We start from the raw sequence: 18,698 nt of genomic DNA on the forward strand, positions 1-18,698 counted from the left end.
TGATGCCTGACAGAACCGCAGACACGTGAATCATACACATGAACCTTCAAGTGTCGAGCCTTGGTGCCGTCGCGGGTCCCAGCCGAGCTTCACGAACGCGAAGGCGAAGGCCTGGTGCATCTCGTCGGCGAGGGTACGCACCGCCAGTGGGACGCTCGTTGCGGCAGAGGTCCACCATCAGGACTTGGTGCGCCGAACGGCGGGTGCGGATGGCTGAGTGTGGCCATCAACACCCGCCGCACTCCCTACTTGGTTACGTGAACGACGACGGCTTTGCTAAGGGGCTGCTTAGCGCCCGGGTTATCGATTCCGGTGACTGTCCAGTTCCTTAGCAAGAGGACTGTTTTGCCTGTATCGGCGTTGTAGATGATGTTCTCGAATCCCAAGGCCGCCAAGTCGTCGTCGAGGGCCTGAGCATTCATGCCTTCAACTGCGGCCGGAATTACGGCCGTCTCGGCCGGAGCGGGAGCGGCAGGTACGGCAGCTGCGGCGGCTGGAGCCGCCGCAGCTGCTGTCACAGTCGCCGTTACAGTCGCCGTGGCAGTTTCCGTTACAGTCACGGTCTCGGTGACGGTCGGAGCAGCTTTAGGCGTATTTGCTCCCGCGCATCCTGATAGTGCAAGACACAGCAAGCCCGTCAGGGCCAGTTCTTTATTCATTATTCCCATTTTCATTTGTTCTGGATTTAGTAGCCCATCGGCTGGGCTTGATCGATTCGGAGCGCTAGAGGCCCGTCTGGCTCACTCCGTACTCAGCTTGCGCCGGGCTGAAGCCCTCGAAGATCAGCTGGTCTTTCAGTCCGGCACGGGAGAAGGACTGGTACTCGAGGTAACTCTTGGCGGACTTGGCTGCCTGCTCGTTCCAGTCGACTGTCACGCGGTCAACGGCCCAGGTCGCATCCGGTGCCGAATACTTCTCGAACTCCAGCTGCTTGATCAGGCCCGTGCGCGAGAAGGCTTGGTAATCGAGGTAGTCACCAGCGGTCCGCAGAGCGTTTTGCTGACTGGTCGTCCCAGCTTCAGCGGCGGCCTTAGCAGCAGCGTCAGCCTCTGCCTTCGCCGCCTTAGCAGCAGCGTCAGCGTCGGCCTTGGCTTTGGCAGCAGCGTCAGCGTCAGCCTTGGCTTTAGCGTCAGCCTCTGCCTTCGCCGCCTTAGCAGCAGCGTCAGCGTCAGCCTTGGCCTTAGCGTCAGCCTCAGCCTTGGCGACGGCGGGATCCTGCGTTGGGGTCGCTGTCGGGGTAGCAGTAGCAGCGGCAGTAGCGTCATTTACGGAGGAAGCGGGTGAGGCGGACGATGTGGCAGCTCCGGCGCGGCTGGCATTGATGATGATGCTCAGGAGGATGAAGGCAGCGGTGACGATCAGGGCAATTTTCTTGTGCTTGTCGTAGCCCTCCAGCGGAAGACCTTGCTTATCGCGGGTTTTGTTCGCCAGTACGAGGACGAGATCGACCAGGGCCCAGATGCCCAGGCCACCGAAGGTGACCAGCTTGAGGATACCGGTTCCGACTTTGCCCAGATAGAAACGGTCCACGCCGAAAACGCCGAGGAGGAGGGAGAACAGCCATGTCACGAGGAAAGACTTATTGCTCTGTTTTGCCTGTCCATATCCGTAAGCCGGGGGATAGGGGGCGAGGTTCGGGGGTTGGCTCATAAGAGTCCTTTCATAGGACACCTGACCGACGTGCGATGCGAGCGTGCGGAGTGGGTGCGGTGATGGACGCACATAGGGGGGAGCCCGGCCTGGAACGCGGGTCGTAGAGGTAGTGCATCACGCCAGCCAACAGTCACAAGCATGTTCGCTTCCCCCAATAGCGTCGCGGGCGTATACCCGCATAACGGATGTTACATTGCATCCACGAAATCGAATGCAAACACATTGGAAAATGTCATCTCGGGCATTTTCGAGAGTGCCGGCGGAGGCTTTTGGCAACATGATTACCCCCGGACAAAGGCACCCCGGTCACGCTCAGCGCCAGCGGGAAGGGCTTCCCCGTCACCGCGGGCGGCCGCGGCTTTCTGAAGTGCCGAGGTGATGACGGCCGAGACGAGCCGGACACCTCGGGGTCCGGCTGCTTTACTGACCCGCAGCCCTCGACACGCAGTCCCTTTGCAAATCCGGGACACTCGATCAAAATTACGTCTCGTCTGCGAGATTCTGGATCTGGCAAGGTACATTCGAGGCAAATTCGATCTAGGGGACGCAACCACACGATGAATAAACGCTTCAACCCGCCGCCAAACTGGCCGACACCTCCTGCGGGTTGGGTTCCGCCATCTGGGTGGCTGCCCGATCCAGCCTGGGGCCCGCCGCCAGAAGGGTGGCAGCTCTGGGTGGATGAACCTGCGGTTGGAACTCACGGCGCCTATGGTTTCACCTCGCCCCTCTCCGCGACTCCGTATCCAACGAAGAAAAAGAAGCGAAGAGTCTGGCTGGTTCTCTTGGCCGTCGTACTCGCTCTCTTCGCAGGATGCGCAATTATCGGGTCGAGCGTGCGTTCGTCGTCCACCGAATCACAGCTTGAGTCGAAGAACCGGTCTCCGGTTTCGCAGGCTCAAATCGACGCAGCGAAAGAGCTTAGTGAGCGTGATTTGGCGCTTCTAGTCAAGAGCCCTGACAGCCATTCCGGAAAAACCATGGTCATCTACGCCAGAATTACGCAGTTCGACGCTGCCACCGGGAAATGCATTTTCCGAGCCAACATCTCACACAAGAAGATGGAAAACTCTTGGGAATACGGTGAGAACTCGATTTTCCGCGGAGGCGATGGAGATTCAGACTGTCCTTCACTGGAGGGATTCGTGGCGGACGACGAGGTTCGCATTACGGCCACGTCACTGGGCTCGGTTAGCTACGAGACCCAGATGCGTGGGAACACCACAGTTCCGTCCTTCCAAGTAGAAAAGATAACCTCCGCGAAGTAGTCGGGCATTCGATCGTGGAAGGGAACAGAGGGCCTGCAGCCCGGGGCTCGTACGAATTCCTCCACGCGGACTCGAGAACACGTAAAGCTAACGCCCCGAGCTGCCCCGGTCGCGGCGCTTTCGTAGGCAGACCGATTCAGTCGCGCAGCACGCTCAGCCCTTCAGTACCCAGGCCGCGTTGTTCGGCTGAAGCCAACCGTCCTCGGCCAGGGGCGCGGCGCTGAGCAGCACAGTGCCAGCCGGCAACCGGACGGGCTCGGTGCCCATCGCGACGACGACGAGGAAGTGCTCGTTACGTTCGCAGATGAGGAGGTTTCCGGCCTCGACCCGCCAGCTGCCGCCGTCGTCCTCGGTGAAGACCTCGTTCTTCCATAGCTGTCGGCGCAGCTCCAGGGCCGCTTTGGTGAGGTTCAGCATGGACTCCGGGTCCTGCTCTTGGCGCTCGATCGCGTGAGTTCCCCAGCCGGCGGGGATCGGGAGCCACGGCTCCGCGGCAGTTTCAGCGAGCGAGAAGCCGTTGTTCAGCTCCGCGCCCTCGGTCCAGGGCAGCGGGACGCGGGCGCCGTCGCGGCAGACGCCGCCGCGGGCCCACATCGGATCCACCCGGGCCTCTGCCGGGACGTCGACCTCGGGCAGACCGAGCTCCTGGCCCTGGTAGATGTAGGCGGCGCCGGGCAGTCCGAGCAAAGCCACCAGCGCGGCCCCCGCCCGGCGTGAACCCAGTTCGCCGCCGCCGAAGCGGGTGACGGAGCGGACGATGTCGTGGTTTTCCAGCGCCCACGTAGGGGCGGCGCCGTGGAGCTTCCTGGCAGCTTCGAGCTCGTTGCCAACGGCGGCCCACGCCTCCGGATCCCAGCCGAGTTTCACGAACGCAAATGCGAACGCCTGCTGCATCTCGTCGGCCCGGGTGTATCGGGCGGCGCGGGCGGGTTCCAGGTTGACCTCGCCTACCAGCAGCCGGTGCGGCTCGTACTTGTCGGCAAGCGTACGCCAGCGGCGGTAGACCTCGTGGACGTCCTCCTGGTCCGAGACCTGTGGGTTGGACCGCAGGCCGTCCACCACCCCGCCCGTGGAGGGCGAGTCCGGCAGCCCGTCAGCCTTGAACAGGGCATGCGCGACGTCGATCCGCAGCCCGTCCACGCCCTTGTCGAACCAGAAGCGCAGCACGCCGTCGAAGTAATCGCCGACGGCGGGGTTACGCCAGTTCCAGTCAGGCTGCCCGGCCGAGAACAGGTGCAGGTACCAGTCCTTGTCCGTCTCCGAGCCGGGATTGGCTCGGCTCCAGGCGCGGCCGCCGAAGACGCTCTGCCAGTTGTTCGGCGGGTCGTCGGCGTCTGGGCCTTCAACAAAGTGGAACATGTCCCGCTCCGGCGAGCCCGGCCCGGCCGCGAGGGCCGCCTGGAACAGCGGGTGCTCCGAGGAGCAGTGGTTGGGGACGACGTCGAGCAGGACCCGCAGGCCCAGCGCGTGCGCCTGCTCCAGGAGCGAGTCGAACTGGTCCATGGTGCCGAACAGCGGGTCTACGCCGCAGTAGTCAGTGACGTCGTAGCCCTGGTCCACCTGCGGGGAGGGCTGGAACGGGGTCATCCAGATGCCGTCGAGGCCGAGGGAGGCGATGTACGGCAGCCGGGCGATGAGGCCGGCGAGGTCGCCCACGCCGTCGCCGTCGCCGTCGGCGAACGAGCGCGGGTAGACCTCATAAATGACGGCGGACTGCCACCAGTCGGGGGCCTGCGTGATCGTGGTTTCCTCGAGCGAGCCGGGAGCAGGGCTCATTTGCTCGCGCCCGCGGTGAGGCCTTCGACGATCCGCCGCTGGAAGATCAGCACCATAATCACCAACGGTACGGTGACGATCACGCCGGCGGCCATCTGCTCGCCGAAGGGCGCCTGGAATTCGGTGGCGCCGGTGAACTTGGATATCGCCACCGTGGCGGTCTGGATCTTGGGGTCGTTGATCATGGACAGCGCGATGATGAACTCGTTCCAGCTGTGGATGAAGGTCAGGATCGCGGTGGTGAAGACGCCCGGCGCTGCGAGTGGGAGCAGGACCCGGCGGAACGCCTGCCACTTGGTGCAGCCGTCGATCATGGCGGCCTCCTCGAGGTCGAACGGCAGGGCCTTCATGAACGTGGTGAGGTTCCAGACCGCCAGCGGGATCGCGAAGGACAGGCTGGGGACGATCATCGCCTGGTAGGTGTTGATCCAGCCGAGGTCCGTGAAGAGGCGCAGCAGCGGCACCACCACGGAGATGCCGGGGAACATCGACGTCGCGATGATCACGCCCAGGATCACCGACTTGAAGCGGAAGTTCAGCCTGGAAATCGCGTAGGCCGCGAACACGCCGAGCAGCAGGGCGAACACCGTGGTGGTGCCGGCCACGATCAGGGAGTTCAGCAGGGCCTGGCCGAACATCGTGGAGCCGTCGAACACCTTGGCGTAGTTCTCCAGCGAGAACGGCGCCGGAAGCAGGGTGTTGTCGAAAATGTCGGCGGTACGGCGGAGGCTGGAGACCAGCATCCAGTAGAACGGCGCCAGGCAGTAGGCGAAGATCAGCGCCAGGCCCAGGTACACCGAGTAGGAGCGCCACGTGCGCGGCGTTTTCGGCTTGCCTGTGTTCGATTGGCCGGGGCGGCCGACGGCGGGGCTTGCGTCGGGGGCGGCGGCTCCGGAGGCGCCCGGGGCGCCGGAGTCGGTGGCGGCGTTGCGGAGGTCAGAGATGGTCATCGGGTGGCCTCGGCCTTCTTCTGTTCAGCGATTGCCTGGTCAGTGTTCGCCTGGGTGCGGGTTGCCTTGGTGCGGGACTTCTTCGAGAGCAGCTTCAGTTCCTTGGCGCCGGTGACGTCGGCGCCGAGGACCTTCACGAACACGATCGCGACGACGGCGACGTACAGGAAGAGCATGATCGCGAACGCGGAGGCGGAGCCGTAGCGGAGCTGGTTGGATTCGTCCCACGCGAGCATGGAGAGGGTTTCCACGGATTCCTTGCCGGGGCCGATCAGCACGAAGGGGAGATCGAACATGCGCAGGGCGTCGAGCATGCGGAACAGCACGGCGACCAGCAGGGTGGGCTTGACCAGCGGGAGGGTGATGGAGCCGAGCTGGCGCCACCAGCCGGCGCCGTCGATCTTGGCCGCTTCATAGACCTCGCCGGGGATGACCTGCATGCCGGCGAGGACCAGGAGGCCGATGAACGGGGCGGTCTTCCAGACCTCGGCGATGATGATGGCCGCGCGGGACGCGTTGCCCTCGGCGGTCCAGAGGATTTCGGAGCCGAGCAGGGTGTTGGCGATGCCGTCGGACTGGAAGATCCAGCGCCACAGCAGGCCGGAGACGGCAGTGGGGACGGCCCAGGGGACCAGGATGCTGGCGCGGAGGAAGGACCGGCCGCGGAAGGCGCGGTTCATGGCGAGGGCCAGGCAGAGGCCCAGGACGGTCTCGAGGAACACCGTGGTGACGGTGAAGAACGTGGTGTTGCCGAGCGCGTTCAGGAAGCGCCGCCCGGTTTCGCCGACGAAGAGGTCGGCGTAGTTGGCCAGGCCCACGAAGGATTCGACGTCGGCGACGAAGCCGTCCGCGTCCAGTCCGGATTCGGCGCGGTAGAGGGACTGGTGCACCGCGGCGAGCAGCGGGTACACAATCACCAGGGCCAGCACCAGGATGGTGGGGGAGAGCAGCAGCGCGGCCATGCGGCCTTCCCCGGCGGTGCGGTTGCCGCGGTGGCCGCGTTTGCGCGGGCTGGCTGGTTGGGGCGTGCCGGTCTGCGCGCCGGCGGGCGGGGCGGTCGTCGTCGTCATTCTGGGAACCTCACTGGGGTTGCAGCTGCCGGGCCGGCCGGGGTGAACCGGCCGGCCGGGCTGTTGCTATGGGGCGGAGTTACTTGGCGGAGAGCTCGGTGAGCTTGGCCTGCATGTCGTTCAGGGCCGTATCCGTGTCCTTCTTGCCGGTGATGGCCGCGTACGCCTCTTCCTGGATGGCCTTGGTGGTGGCGCCGTACTGGACCACCTTGGGGCGCGGCTGGGCGTTGTTCAGCGACTTGAGCAGGGTGGGGAAGAACGGGCGCTTGGCGACGACGGCGGGGTCCGCGTAGAGCGAGGCGTACGCGGGGGCGCGGGAGGACAGGGCGAGGCGCTTCTTGGCCTGCTCTTCGCTGGTGAAGAACTTGATGAACTCCAGGGCGGTGGCCTTATTGGCGGTGAAGGGCGAGATGGCGAGGCTGCGGCCGCCGAGGGTGGAGACGCCGGGGCCGTCGGTGCCGGGGATGGAGGTGATGCCGAACTTGCCGGCCACCTTGCTGGAGCCGTCCGTGGCGCTGAGGGAGGCGTGCAGGAAGGGCCAGTTGCGCAGGAAAACGAGCTTGCCGTCCTGGAACGCGCGGCGGCCCTGCTCCTCGAGGTAGGTGATGGCGTCGGACGGGAAGAGGCCTTCCTTGAAGCCGTCCACCAGCAGGTTCAGGCCCTTCTTGGCCTCGGGGGTGTTGACGGTGGGCTTGCCGTCGGCGTCCACCACGGTGCCGCCGGCGGAGGCCACAGCCTCGGAGAAGTTGACCGTGAGGGCCTCGTTCTTGTCGAACTGGCCGGCGTAGCAGGACATCCCCGCGGCCTGGGGGAGGGCCAGGATGGCCTTGCAGGCGGTCTTCATTTCGTCCCAGGTCTTGGGCGGGGCGGCGATGCCGGCGGCCTTGAGCAGGTCCGAGCGGAAGTAGAACAGCGCGCCGTCGGTGTAATAGGGGGCGCCGACCAGCGTGTCCCGGTACGTCGCGGCGTTGACGGTGGCGGGGATCATCTTGTCGGTGGGGATCGCGTCCGCGGGCAGCGGCATGATCCACTTGTTCGCGGCGAACTCGGAGGTCCAGACGACGTCCAGGTTCAGCACGCTGAAGGTGTCCGACTTGATCTGGGCGTTCTGGATGAGCTGCTGGCGCTGCTGGTCCGCGGAGTCCGGCAGTTCGATGAATGTGACCTTTTCCTCCGGGTGGGCGGCGTTCCATTCCTCGATGCTCTTGTTCGCGGCACCGGAGGCATCGCGGTTGGAGACGTAGTTGATGGGGCCCTTGCCCTCGAAGGACGCGGCGGCCTTCGGGGCGCTCTTCGCGTCCGTGGAGGTCCCGCCGCAGCCGGTGAGGGCGACGGCGGCGACGGTCAGGGATGCGGTGGTGGCCAGAAGGGTCTGCCAGGTGCGGCGGCGCTGCCTCATGTGTTGCTCCTTGTTTTTGAGGGTTGGTGCGAGTGGGGTGGTGCGAGGTGAGTGGTGCGGGTGGTTTGGTGCATGCGGAACTGCGGCGGTGGTTGCCTGGTGGCACTGGGGAGTGCCGGCGGTCGCCGTGGGTGGTGGTGTTGGGGGTGTTGGCTAGCTGGTTGGTTCCTGGGTGCCGACTTGTTCGCCGGGCGGGGCCGGTTTCGCCGGTACCGGGCTGGGCGGCGCGGTGGAGCCGCGCTCGATCAGCCGGTGCGGCATGATCTTCGGCCCCAGGTCGCGGGAGCGGAGCAGCTTTTTCACGGCCATCCGCCCCATCTCCTCCAGCGGCTGGGCCATGGTGCTCAGCGGCGGGTTCACGTGCAGGGAGGTGGAGGTGTTGTCGAAGCCCAGGACCGAGACGTCCTCCGGCACCCGGAGCCCGCGCCGCTGCAGTTCATTGACGACGGCGGCACCCATCTCATCGCTCATCGCGAAGATCGCGGTGAGACCGGGTTCCTGCTGCAGCAGTTCGTCCGCGCCGGGAGCGCCGCTTTCATAGAAGAAGCTGCCCGTGGCCGTCACCGGGGTGCAGTTCGCTTCCGTCATGGCGCGGAGGTAGCCGCGTTTGCGAGGCTGGGCGACGAAGACCGACGCCGGATCACCGGTCAGCAGGCCGATGCGCCGGTGGCCGAGCCGCAGCAGGTGACGGGTCGCGTCGTAGGCTGCCTGCTCGTCGTCGATGGCCACGCTGGGGGAGCCCGACTTGTCACTGATGGCGACGGAGATGATGGGGACGTTGGGCCCCAGCAGCTGCCGCGTCTCCGGCGTGATCACCGCGGAGATCAGGATGACGCCGGCGGCCCGGTAGGTGCGCAAAGTGCGGAGGTAGCCGGCGATGTAGGCGGACTTGGCGCCGGTGCGGCCGAGCATCACGGCGTAGCCGCGTTCCTGGGCCTCCTCCTCGACGCCCTGCATTACCTGGGAGGCCAGGGCATCGGAAACCATCGGCGCGAGCAGCCCGATCACGGACGTCTGCCGGGTCTTGAGGCCCCGGGCGAGGTAGTCCGTCTCGTAGCTGAGGCTCTTGACCGCAGTCTCGACCCGTTCCCTTGTTTCGTCGGAATAGCCGACGAGCCCGTTGACAACCCGGGAAACGGTGGCCGGGGAGACGCCGGCGTGATTGGCGACGTCGCGGATGGTGACCACTGTTCCTCCTCACTGAAGGTGCCTGCTAAGCGGCATGGACCGAATGGCTGACGGGTACGCAATCGGTTTACGTAAACGGTTTCGTTGGGTGCAGGATCAACAGTAAGGGGTGCGCGGGGGATCGCGTTGCGTTTCGTAAACGAGGGCGCCATTGAAGATACTGGCTGCTGCATGTCGGCCGAAATCCGGCTAATCCGTAACTTGGGCCCAGCGATCTCTCACCCTGGAAGCGCCTCTCTGTGGCCTTGCTCGTTGGCCACAAGAATCAGGCTGACCGCGGAGGAAAAAGACGCCTGAGAAGAAGCGCGCCCTTGGGAGTCATGATCCTTTGGCCCGCTCTGCGTGTGCCCTTCTCTAAGCAGACATAGGGAAATTGCGTTCATTCGCATCTTGCAGACGCTTTAGTCGACAGCGTCCTGAGGTGAAAGTTGATGCCCACGCGCCTCCGCGGAACCCGGCACAGAACTGTGGACGCCGGGGAGGAACATGGGTCGGTCACGTGCAAACATTCAAGATGAAGGTCTTCTGAGCCATTCTGATGTACATATTGTACGACTGAATGGCCTTCTGGTACGCTAGTGACCTGGGGGAGTCGCAAAAGGTCGGCTGCCGATGCTCAGAGGACAGTGGTCACATGCTAAAATATGCGTTTTGGAATAACAAAGGCGGCACGGGTAAGACAAGCTTGTGTTTTCAGAGCCTGACCTTCTACGCCAAGCAGAATCCGGAAGCCCGGATTCTCGCCATCGACGTGTGCCCGCAGGCGAACCTTTCCGAGTTGCTCTACGGCGGGCTAACCGGCAACGGCGGCGAGGTGCTCCTAGCAAGACAGGGCGAGGCGACCCGCCGAACCATAGGTGGATACTTCGAGGCTCGTCTTCCGAGTCCCTATTTGCCGCCAACCATTGTGCCCAGTGCCTACGTCTCCAAGCCTAGCGACTACAACCACTTCATTCCGAAGAACATAGACTTGATTGCAGGGGACCCTCTGCTGGAACTACAGAGCAACGCTATGTCCACGCTGGCAAACAACGTCTTGCCGGGAACCAACGCGTGGCTCGCCGTTGTCGATTGGCTCAAGGACCTGCTCGCCGCGGCCGAGGACCAATACGACGTCGTATTCATCGATGCCAACCCGTCATTTTCCATCTACACTCAGATCGCTCTGTCGTGCGCTGATCGGCTGGTGTTGCCCGTCATGGCGGACGACTCGTCACGCCGAGCTATCCAGAACGCCTTTTCCCTCGTATATGGGTTGAAACTACCCTCGGACATCTACTCAACATATGCTTTCGCAACGAGGCTTCGCGCTGCGGGCAGAGAGCTGCCTAAGGTGCATGTCATAGCCAAGAACAGGCTAACGCAGTATATGGGTCCGGCCTCGGCCTACTCCGCTGTACTCAAATCAATTGACGACGACGTTACCGAATTGATGATCGCAAATCCTGAGATGTTCACTGCCGCTAAAGTGAGCCAGGTGGTTGAGCACATCCGGGACTTCCAGACAGCCGGAGTGGTCGCATTTGCCCGCGGCTGCCCGCTTTACGCTCAGAAACCCGGTCGCCTCGATGTTATGGGGAAACGAGTCCAAGTTAAGGGCGAGTACTTGGACTTGTGCGTCGAGTCAATGCAGGAACTCGTAGACGCCCTCTGATCGCGCTTCCAGGTGTGGGGCCTTCCCGGCGGTTGCAGGGAAGGCCCTTTTTCTGAGTAGCCATATAGCTCGGAACCAAATCAGGAATGTGTCCCCATCGATGTAGGTGACTGCAAAGCGCCTGTCTTCCGTGCCGACATCGCGCTGCAATCCGGAGGAGAAGTGCGTTGTCTTCCAACAGTCGGACGATCAGAAGAGTGATAGGCAACGTGTCAGTAGCGCGTCTGTCCCAAGGCGACCTTGACGGCGTCCCTGTACACGTTCGCCTCGGGAAGCTCAATGTTGTTGAATCGTTCCTGCAGTTTGTACACAGTCGTCGTGTGCTGGACCTCCAGACTGAGCGGCATAGGAACGCCCGGCTGCGCCAAGGAAGGATCGGCGTAGTCATATGCCATGAATGTAATAGCGGCAGGCTGCAGGGTCACCGTAGTCAACCCGGCTTCGCCGCCCAACCGGTTCATAACTCTGTTGTAAACGGGCGTGGGGCAGACGAAGAACAAGCCCTTCTTGCAATGCTCCTCTCGCTGGAGGACCTGACCCTTGTAGATCAGCTGAGGCAAGATTCGCTTGTTGACATTTTCCCAGTTCAGTCCGGTGACGCTTTCCGCGATGTGTCGCCCAGGTTGAAGCAAAGCAGTTCGACTCGCCCGGTAATTGCCGGTCGTGTCGATAGTTTGAACCTCGATCGCGACGAATTCCACTAGGCCCATCGAGGGGTCGACTAGGGCAAGAACCCAGTCTACGAAGTACCCTCCGGTTCCTTGTCTCTGAGGTAGTCGAAGTTCGCCGCCCCAGCGCTTGCCGAATACAGCAACCACCTGCTCACCCAATCGCTTCGCTTCAGACTGGGCTCTAGAGCCTGCGACTAGCTGGAGTCCTTGGGAGAACGCCTTCTCGGCAACGTCGCTGAGAATTCGATAGTCATCGGCGTAGAGCCTGATCGGGCACGAAATAACGGGCCCCGACGTAGCAGGCTTCATTGCACAGGCCCCGGAAATTAGTCCGTCGCTCAGTGTCTTTACACACGCTCCGTCGAGATGCGGGCAACGGCGCTGCTCGGCCGCGGCTAGGGCAGGGGCGGACTTATCCGTAGCCAGATATCCGAAGAATTCGGAGATGTGTGCCATGCGCTCAGACCGCCCGAGTCAAAGTTGTCTCTTTGACGCCTAGGGCGTTGGAGATCGACCGGCCAACGGCAGCGGCCAGTAGTGGTGGAACCGCATTGCCGACTTGCTCATACTGCTCAATCCGGGACCCTGTGAACGTGTATGAGTCCGGAAAAGACTGGATCCGAGCTGCTTCGCGGACGGTGAAGGTGCGGTCTTGATCATAGTGAAAATATGCGCCCCAGTGCGGATCGCACTTCGTCAAAATCGTTGATGCAAGGCCATCAGGATCGACACGACCGTATCGCTTGGTGTGGTCTGATCGACGGGCTTGTTTCATGCCGGCTGGTAACAGTTCGAACGGGATGTCTGTCCAGTTTCCACCGGCCGGAATGTGCGCAAGGCGGTCCAAATTGACCTTGCCTAGTCTCGGGGCATCGTGGTTCCGAACACCATCTGAACCGGCACGCAACAGTTGCTGGTAGGGATTCTGAGGAGCCAAACGGTAGGCTTTTACGTCGTTGCCGGTCTCCCCGTTCAACAGTTTGGGGAGGTCGCCGATCGCGTCTTTGACGGTGGTGTGAGGGGGCAGCGTGACCGACTTGGGCATGGCTACGATGTCTCGACCGGCAAACCGAGACGTGAAGTTAACCCGCATCGGCGCATTGTGGATAGGGTCAGGGAACGCTTCGCCAGCTTGGCCCTCCCGGAGACCGAGTACAATAGTGCGCCAGCGAGTCTGAGGCACTCCGAACAAGGGTGCGTAGAGGATCTGCACATCGGCGTCATATCCGAGGCCGCGCAGGGATTCAAGGATGGCTTCCAGCGTCGCTCCGCCTTCGAACGAAACGAGCCCAGGCACGTTCTCAATGAGAACCGCACGAGGCTGGAATTCCTCAACGAACCGCAGATACTCACGAAACAAGTGATTGCGTCGGTCGTCGCTACTGCGCTTTGGAGCGTTAATACTGAAACCCTGGCAGGGGGGACCCCCGGCAATGAGCGATAGCTCGCCGGGGGCCAGATTCAGACGGCGCCGCACGTCAGAAGCATCCACCGACCTGATGTCTTCGCTCTCAACGATCGTGTCGGGATGGTTCGCTGCGAATGTTTGCGCATAGGTGCCAACGAGCTCATTCGCGTACAGACTTCGAAACCCAGCCTCTTGAAGACCTTCGGAAAGACCGCCAGCTCCGGCAAAAAGGTCAATCATTGTTAGAGGGCTGGGAGGGCTGTTTCGGGTCCGAGGCATGGGAACGATTCTACAGAACCAGACATCGCACGCTTGACCGGACTCACCGTCAGCGAATTGGATTCCCTCGGTCAGAGACGAGTATTAGCCTGATTCGTCGTCCACGGGACAACCGTCGAATTGAAGGTCCCCGCGGGCTGGTCCAGGTGGCGGAGTTGTTCGACGACGCCGGTGTTCGGACAAAAACGACGGCAAGGTCCGCATGCCGTTTCGGAAGAACACCGTCCTTGGCTTGCGTTGTCCGTCACATTGGTCGACCGGTCCAGGTTGGTGTCACGACTTGCTCAAATTTGGTGAGTGAAGGGGGTCTCCATCGATCCAATGAAGCATCAGTCTAGAGAAGGGCCAACCGCTGGAGCCCGACGGTCCGCACGACGGGTCGCAGTCAGTGTTCACATCGTGAGCCATCGGCGGGAAGGAGACTGTTGGTACCAAACTGTGCTCTTCATCGATGTCATTGTGGTCCGACCGAGCAACCCATCTTAGGGACTACATCGACAGGCTTCGTGCAGATCGACGTCGGCTGCAGAGAGCTGGTGACTGTCGTGCTGTCTCGGGAGTCCTTCAAGCTCATAGACCAACGGGTCGATCTGTTTCTCCACATAGCGAAGGGATCGTTTGTGTCTGCGCCATTCTGGGGCAACCATTAACTCGATAGTGGAGGAGGTTTTCCTTATGTCTATTCGCAAGACCGACCAGGGACGCTGGCGGGCAACGTTGAAGAGCGGGGGCGACTACCTTGCGTCCCGCACTTTCGACCGTGAGGCGGACGCAGTTTCTTGGCTGGACGGCGAACGCAGGCTGCTCGGGGTTAGTGAGTCGTCGATCTCAAGAACGGCAGAGAGCGGTTCCGCGTTACGCCCTGCAGTAGAAGCCGTAGCGGACAGGACTTACCCAACTTGCGAAGGTCGGGACTTGCGCCACTGACGCGGCCTGCTGCTTTGCATCTCCGGTCGGGCCGCCAATATGCCCCCTCGTCCATCTCTCGATTCATAGAAGAGCCTGCCAATCTGGGGAAACACATAACAGGACTTCGCTGTGGCGACGAACGCGTGGCGTACGTCAACAATCTCGGTTGACTGAAATTGAGGGATGGATTGTCGAACTTCGTCTACGATCCCGGTAGGTCGACCATCGATTGCCGCTTCGTACCTAGGACGTCCGAAAGTCTTCTCTCTTAGATAACACTTCGTTTCTACGACCGTTCGTTCGGTGGTTTCCAGCGGCGCCATAAGTAGGCAAGTGCTATATCCTGGCTGAATGATTATGGGGGAGACCGGGAAACCATGGACTGACGATGAAGTTAGCGCAACGGTCAAGAAGTACTTTGACATGCTCATGATGGACGTTCAAGGGCAAAGTTTCGTCAAAGTGGCCGTTTATAGGGAGTTATCTTCCGCTTTTACTTCGCGAAGCTTGAAGTCAATTGGACTCAAGATGAGTAACATTAGTGCAGTTCTGGTTGGATTGGGTTATCCGCATTTGCGTGGTCTATCTCCCATGACTAATTATCAAGGAAGTCTAGTGGAGGCCGTGCTTAGCGAATTGAGCCGTCGCAAGTCACTCGATGCAATTCTTGAAGTATTCCTCCTCGACACGGCCCCGGTGGGATCAATTGACATTGTGAAGGAAGTTGGGGCGCCGCCGGAGGTAATTACGGATCTTCAGCATGACCAAGGAATCACGCGGATCTTTAAGCGCGACTACCTTGAGTTGGAAGCGGCCAACCGTGCCCTCGGTCTCGCGGGTGAGCTGGCTGTGGCAAAGCGTGAGCAGACTTTTCTGCACAGTGTCGGGCGGACAAGGCTTGCCGATCGTGTGGAGCACGTGGCGCAGACGAAGGGCGATGGCCTCGGTTACGACGTGCTTTCATTTGACCGTGAAGGGCGTGAAAAGTGGATCGAGGTCAAGACTACAAAGTATGCGATTGATGTGCCCTTCTTCGTAACACGGGGGGAAGTGCGGGTGTCACGCGCCTCCCCCGAGTTTTACCATCTCTATCGACTGTACGGATTCGGGTCACGTAGTGGGACGGGTCTTTACCGACTCCAAGGAGACCTGGAAAAATCTTGCAACCTGGACGCTCTCTCATATCAAGCGGCGCCAAGGCAGCCGCTGGGTGTCTGAAACATGTGTGTTCGTGTATGACTCGGTTGTTATGCCTCAGCCCTTAGCAGATTGACGAAGCTATGTTGAGGGATAATCGGAAGCCCACATGTTAGGCAATTCGGTCGCGAGAGCGAACGTGGCAAGATACCTACATGGAAAAAAAGAGGACGTTACGGTACGGCATCGCGGAATGGTATGGGCATCCGATTGATTCACTCGGGAGCGCAGAGAGGAAGCAGCTGGCAGCGCTGGCCAGTGGTGATGCGGTGAAGGGCTCGGATAAAATCAAGGCGAACCTGCCGTGCAGGTTTGCTAGCAAAATTAGAAAAAATGCTATGTGCAATAAGCCTGGCGGCGTATGTTCCATTAGACCGTACTGGATGGATGCTGAATCATCAGTTGTCGCATTTGATGACAGGCCCGTCACGATATGCCCGCGACGCTTCCTGGAAGAGGATTCTCTGTTTCAATGGGTCGCTGAGACGATGTTGGGTCGACCGGATGTGACCGTAATTGGTGAAGTTTCCCTTTTGCGCAACGCAGGAGCAAACAATACGAACACGGATGCCAAGTCTGGCAGAATTGACTGGCTGTTAATTGATACCGACACTAGTGAGCCCTCTATGGCTGCTCTCGAAATGCAGAGCCTGTATTTCTCTGGCCACAGAATGACCGACGATTTTAGACGCTATGAAACGTCTGACTCCCTTATTTATCCGGAAACATCTCGACGACCAGATTATCGATCCGGTGGCCCCAAGCGACTCGCTCCACAGCTGAGTGTAAAGGTGCCACTACTTCGAAATTGGGGCATAAAGACTGCTGTTCTTGTTGATCGATACTTTTTTGGGGAAATGTCCACCTTCAACGAGACCGTCGGCGATACGCTGGAGGATCGATTGGCGGCCTCGGATATCGTATGGTTTATTGCTGATTACAGTGAAGGAAAACTTATCCCTGGCGAAATCAAATTCGCATCCCTCGACGCATCGATCAAAGCCTTGAGTGCGACCGAAGTTATGTCTAAGGCAAAATTCCAGGAGAACATTCAACGTACCCTAAGCCGAGCGGCATATCGGCTGATGGTTGACCCAATAGATTTGATCGGTGTCGATTAGAGGAGGACTCCAACGGCTAAGACGCTCATCTAAGATTGACTCTGCTGCCCAGCTACTTTTTCCTGTTGGTGCTGGTCGAAAGCCACGCTTAAGTTTAGAGGAATACTATCGTGCAGCTTTCGCCGGGACGGCAGAAAGTGTGCGCCGCGGTATTCAACGCTTCGAGAACCTCGGATGAGGGGTGTCTCAGCCCGAGTCACTAATCGTTGTACCTGCGTTCCCAAGAATTGCGTTGCCGGCAGCAGCCGCCGCGGCTCGCTCCGGGGTGTCTAAGACACCAGCTCGTGAGGAAGGCCTGATTTTGCGATAAAGCCGAGAGTGTTGGAAATCGATCGACCAACCGCAGCACCTAGCAGGGGAGGGACAGCATTGCCCACTTGTTCGTACTGTTCACTTCGTGATCCAGTAAATGTGTAGGAGTCGGGGAACGACTGCAGCCGCGCGGCTTCACGAACGGTGAAGACGCGGTCCTGAGCGTAGTGAAAGTATGCTCCCCAATGCGGATCGCATTTGGTGAGGATAGTCGACGCTAGTCCATCGGGATGGACTCGGCCATATCGTTTAGTGTGGTCGGTTCTGCGCGCACGCCGCATGCCTGGCGGTAGCATTTCCATTGGAATATTGGTCCAATTTCCGCCGGGTGGAACATGACTAATTCTCTCGAGATTGACATGTCCGAGCCGAGGAGCTTCGTGGTTTATGACACCACTTGATCCGACGCGAAGTAGGCTTTGATACGGGTTCTGTGCGACCGTACGATACTCCTTAACCGAAGATCCAACTTCTCCGTTGGTGAGATGAGGTAGATCGTCAATTGCTTGGCTGACCGTTATGTGAGGAGTGAGGTTACTACAGTTGGGCGGAGAAAGTAGACTTGTACCATTGAAGGTTTGTTTGAAGTTTACATGGAAGGGCGCATCATAAGTGCCCTGGGGAAAGCTGAAATGCGCATTCGATGAGCGCCTAGTTCCGATAATAATGGTTCGAGAGCGTGTTTGCGGTACCCCGAAGTATGGCGCGTATAGTATCCTAACTTTTGCTGTATAGCCTAGATCATCCAGAGCTTCAAATATCGCCTTTAGGGTACCGCCCTGATCAAATGACACAAGCCCTGGCACATTTTCGATCAAGGTTACGCCGGGTTGGAATTCTTCTACGAAGCGAAGAAACTCGCGAAAGAGGTGATTCCTCCTGTCTTCGGTTGATCTAGCTGGTGCATTGATACTGAAGCCCTGGCAGGGCGGTCCGCCGGCCACAAGATCGAGTTGGCCCCTATCGAGTCCCAGTTTGCGTCGTACAAACGATGCATCAACGTTTCTGATGTCATTGCTATCGACGAATGTGTTCTGATTGTTCAGGGCGTACGTTCGGGCGAATTGGTCTTGGAGCTCATTGGCATAGAGGCTCTTGAATCCGACGGACTGAAGTCCCAGGGAGAGTCCTCCTGCACCTGAGAACAAGTCGATCATGGTCATCATTTGTGTAGCACTCCTATAGTTGATGGTGTGAATGGCGGTGCAGAGCGGCCCTTGCTTTAGCGCCTCTTGGAAGGATGTTCGGCGGGAGCAGGGCTCGAGCTGTCGCGTAAACTTGCCGTTCGGACATGTACTCGATTATGTACGGCACTACCGACAGTTCGACGTCCTCTATGGGTTCTCCTGCGACGACTGCGCGTCACCGACAGCCGCTGTGGAAAGCCTATTCTCGGGGGCGTGTATGAGACGTCCCCCGGCGTCGTTGGCCGGGAACCAATTAGCTAATGAACAGCACCCGCCTCCAACACGTTTTGCTCGCTGGGAGTGGTCGGCCTGAATACACAGGGGGCGGCTAAGTCAGCTTCGCCCATGGCAAGGCGACCGTCGCAGCGGATAAGGGTTCCCCAAACTTGGATCTCAAGTCAGCTACTCGAACCTGCGATGTGAAATCTGATTAGTACGGTGTCAAGCGAGCAGCTCGTGGGTGGTCCTGGATCAGCTGGTCTCAGTGGTCCTGAATCAGGTTGACCTACTCATATGCCTGTCCAACCACCAAATCACTGGGCCCCTCACACGCTTCTCTGAACGCTCCGCTCCTCGGAGGGCGCACCGTCATCCCCCAGCACGCGCCAGACAGGACTCATAGCCCAGCTAGGCGCAGCACTAAGACCGGGGCGGCA

15 protein-coding genes are annotated in these 18,698 nt (G+C 60.3%); 5 read left to right on the top strand and 10 right to left on the bottom strand.

Translation table 11 applies throughout. The annotated features are described in order from the left end of the window. Positions 1-245 precede the first annotated feature (245 nt). Together AC1DNG_RS13010 and AC1DNG_RS13015 are read right to left on the bottom strand one after the other, a co-directional pair. The gene (locus tag AC1DNG_RS13010; RefSeq protein WP_476857452.1) at positions 246-659 is read right to left on the bottom strand and encodes a hypothetical protein; all 414 of its coding nucleotides are present in this window, start codon (positions 657-659) and stop codon (positions 246-248) included. Between the two features lie 64 nt (positions 660-723). Next, positions 724-1,650, bottom strand: coding sequence for an Ltp family lipoprotein (locus AC1DNG_RS13015; protein ID WP_476857451.1), 927 nt, complete (start codon positions 1,648-1,650; stop codon positions 724-726). Between the two features lie 680 nt (positions 1,651-2,330). Between AC1DNG_RS13015 and AC1DNG_RS13020 the strand changes: the two genes are divergently transcribed. After that, complete coding sequence (locus AC1DNG_RS13020; RefSeq protein WP_476857450.1) at positions 2,331-2,921, top strand: hypothetical protein; 591 nt, start codon at positions 2,331-2,333, stop codon at positions 2,919-2,921. 153 nt (positions 2,922-3,074) lie between these two features. Here the strand turns inward: AC1DNG_RS13020 and AC1DNG_RS13025 are convergent, their stop codons facing one another. The 5 genes from AC1DNG_RS13025 to AC1DNG_RS13045 all read right to left on the bottom strand — a co-directional run bounded on the left by AC1DNG_RS13025 (position 3,075) and on the right by AC1DNG_RS13045 (position 9,304). After that, complete coding sequence (locus AC1DNG_RS13025; protein WP_476887514.1) at positions 3,075-4,697, bottom strand: alpha-amylase family glycosyl hydrolase; 1,623 nt, start codon at positions 4,695-4,697, stop codon at positions 3,075-3,077. Next, positions 4,694-5,647: a carbohydrate ABC transporter permease gene (locus tag AC1DNG_RS13030; protein ID WP_476887515.1), complete on the bottom strand. Its 954-nt coding sequence runs from the start codon at positions 5,645-5,647 to the stop codon at positions 4,694-4,696. The genes AC1DNG_RS13025 and AC1DNG_RS13030 overlap by 4 nt, the downstream gene beginning before the upstream one ends. Beyond that, positions 5,644-6,717: a carbohydrate ABC transporter permease gene (locus AC1DNG_RS13035; RefSeq protein ID WP_476851661.1), complete on the bottom strand. Its 1,074-nt coding sequence runs from the start codon at positions 6,715-6,717 to the stop codon at positions 5,644-5,646. The genes AC1DNG_RS13030 and AC1DNG_RS13035 overlap by 4 nt, the downstream gene beginning before the upstream one ends. A gap of 79 nt (positions 6,718-6,796) precedes the next feature. After that, positions 6,797-8,116: an ABC transporter substrate-binding protein gene (locus tag AC1DNG_RS13040; RefSeq protein ID WP_476887516.1), complete on the bottom strand. Its 1,320-nt coding sequence runs from the start codon at positions 8,114-8,116 to the stop codon at positions 6,797-6,799. 153 nt (positions 8,117-8,269) lie between these two features. Further along, positions 8,270-9,304 carry a LacI family DNA-binding transcriptional regulator gene (locus tag AC1DNG_RS13045; RefSeq protein ID WP_476887517.1) on the bottom strand — a complete coding sequence of 345 codons (1,035 nt, stop codon included), beginning with the start codon at positions 9,302-9,304 and terminating at the stop codon, positions 8,270-8,272. A 634-nt stretch (positions 9,305-9,938) separates the two neighbouring features. Here AC1DNG_RS13045 and AC1DNG_RS13050 point away from each other — a divergent pair. Then, complete coding sequence (locus AC1DNG_RS13050; protein ID WP_476887518.1) at positions 9,939-10,958, top strand: ParA family protein; 1,020 nt, start codon at positions 9,939-9,941, stop codon at positions 10,956-10,958. A gap of 212 nt (positions 10,959-11,170) precedes the next feature. On the opposite strand, the gene AC1DNG_RS13055 is transcribed toward AC1DNG_RS13050, so the two are convergent. Then, a complete protein-coding gene (locus AC1DNG_RS13055; protein WP_476887519.1) occupies positions 11,171-12,085 on the bottom strand; it encodes a NotI family restriction endonuclease in 915 nt (304 codons plus the stop codon). Between the two features lie 4 nt (positions 12,086-12,089). Then, positions 12,090-13,277 (bottom strand): DNA cytosine methyltransferase, encoded by a 1,188-nt coding sequence (locus AC1DNG_RS13060; RefSeq protein WP_476887520.1) that lies wholly within the window; start codon positions 13,275-13,277, stop codon positions 12,090-12,092. A 714-nt stretch (positions 13,278-13,991) separates the two neighbouring features. Between AC1DNG_RS13060 and AC1DNG_RS13065 the strand changes: the two genes are divergently transcribed. From AC1DNG_RS13065 to AC1DNG_RS13075, 3 genes are all read left to right on the top strand, one after another. Next, a complete protein-coding gene (locus AC1DNG_RS13065) occupies positions 13,992-14,243 on the top strand; it encodes a hypothetical protein (protein ID WP_476887521.1) in 252 nt (83 codons plus the stop codon). 333 nt (positions 14,244-14,576) lie between these two features. Continuing rightward, positions 14,577-15,443 (top strand): protein NO VEIN domain-containing protein, encoded by an 867-nt coding sequence (locus AC1DNG_RS13070; protein ID WP_476887522.1) that lies wholly within the window; start codon positions 14,577-14,579, stop codon positions 15,441-15,443. Between the two features lie 134 nt (positions 15,444-15,577). Beyond that, the gene (locus AC1DNG_RS13075) at positions 15,578-16,543 is read left to right on the top strand and encodes a NotI family restriction endonuclease (RefSeq protein ID WP_476887523.1); all 966 of its coding nucleotides are present in this window, start codon (positions 15,578-15,580) and stop codon (positions 16,541-16,543) included. A gap of 269 nt (positions 16,544-16,812) precedes the next feature. On the opposite strand, the gene AC1DNG_RS13080 is transcribed toward AC1DNG_RS13075, so the two are convergent. Beyond that, the gene (locus AC1DNG_RS13080; protein ID WP_476887524.1) at positions 16,813-18,021 is read right to left on the bottom strand and encodes a DNA cytosine methyltransferase; all 1,209 of its coding nucleotides are present in this window, start codon (positions 18,019-18,021) and stop codon (positions 16,813-16,815) included. Positions 18,022-18,698: the final 677 nt, after the last annotated feature.

It is taken from the genome of Arthrobacter sp. 01T425 (assembly GCF_056398725.1).

What these genes read in the sequence shown, in the direction of transcription:
- AC1DNG_RS13070 (WP_476887522.1), top strand. Translation starts at nt 14,577, where the DNA reads ATGATTATGGGGGAGACCGGGAAACCATGGACTGACGATGAAGTTAGC.
- AC1DNG_RS13065 (WP_476887521.1), top strand. Translation starts at nt 13,992, where the DNA reads ATGTCTATTCGCAAGACCGACCAGGGACGCTGGCGGGCAACGTTGAAG.
- AC1DNG_RS13010 (WP_476857452.1), bottom strand. Translation starts at nt 659, where the DNA reads ATGAATAAAGAACTGGCCCTGACGGGCTTGCTGTGTCTTGCACTATCA.
- AC1DNG_RS13080 (WP_476887524.1), bottom strand. Translation starts at nt 18,021, where the DNA reads ATGATGACCATGATCGACTTGTTCTCAGGTGCAGGAGGACTCTCCCTG.
- AC1DNG_RS13075 (WP_476887523.1), top strand. Translation starts at nt 15,578, where the DNA reads ATGGAAAAAAAGAGGACGTTACGGTACGGCATCGCGGAATGGTATGGG.
- AC1DNG_RS13015 (WP_476857451.1), bottom strand. Translation starts at nt 1,650, where the DNA reads ATGAGCCAACCCCCGAACCTCGCCCCCTATCCCCCGGCTTACGGATAT.
- AC1DNG_RS13025 (WP_476887514.1), bottom strand. Translation starts at nt 4,697, where the DNA reads ATGAGCCCTGCTCCCGGCTCGCTCGAGGAAACCACGATCACGCAGGCC.
- AC1DNG_RS13060 (WP_476887520.1), bottom strand. Translation starts at nt 13,277, where the DNA reads ATGATTGACCTTTTTGCCGGAGCTGGCGGTCTTTCCGAAGGTCTTCAA.
- AC1DNG_RS13035 (WP_476851661.1), bottom strand. Translation starts at nt 6,717, where the DNA reads ATGACGACGACGACCGCCCCGCCCGCCGGCGCGCAGACCGGCACGCCC.
- AC1DNG_RS13030 (WP_476887515.1), bottom strand. Translation starts at nt 5,647, where the DNA reads ATGACCATCTCTGACCTCCGCAACGCCGCCACCGACTCCGGCGCCCCG.
- AC1DNG_RS13040 (WP_476887516.1), bottom strand. Translation starts at nt 8,116, where the DNA reads ATGAGGCAGCGCCGCCGCACCTGGCAGACCCTTCTGGCCACCACCGCA.
- AC1DNG_RS13055 (WP_476887519.1), bottom strand. Translation starts at nt 12,085, where the DNA reads ATGGCACACATCTCCGAATTCTTCGGATATCTGGCTACGGATAAGTCC.
- AC1DNG_RS13050 (WP_476887518.1), top strand. Translation starts at nt 9,939, where the DNA reads ATGCTAAAATATGCGTTTTGGAATAACAAAGGCGGCACGGGTAAGACA.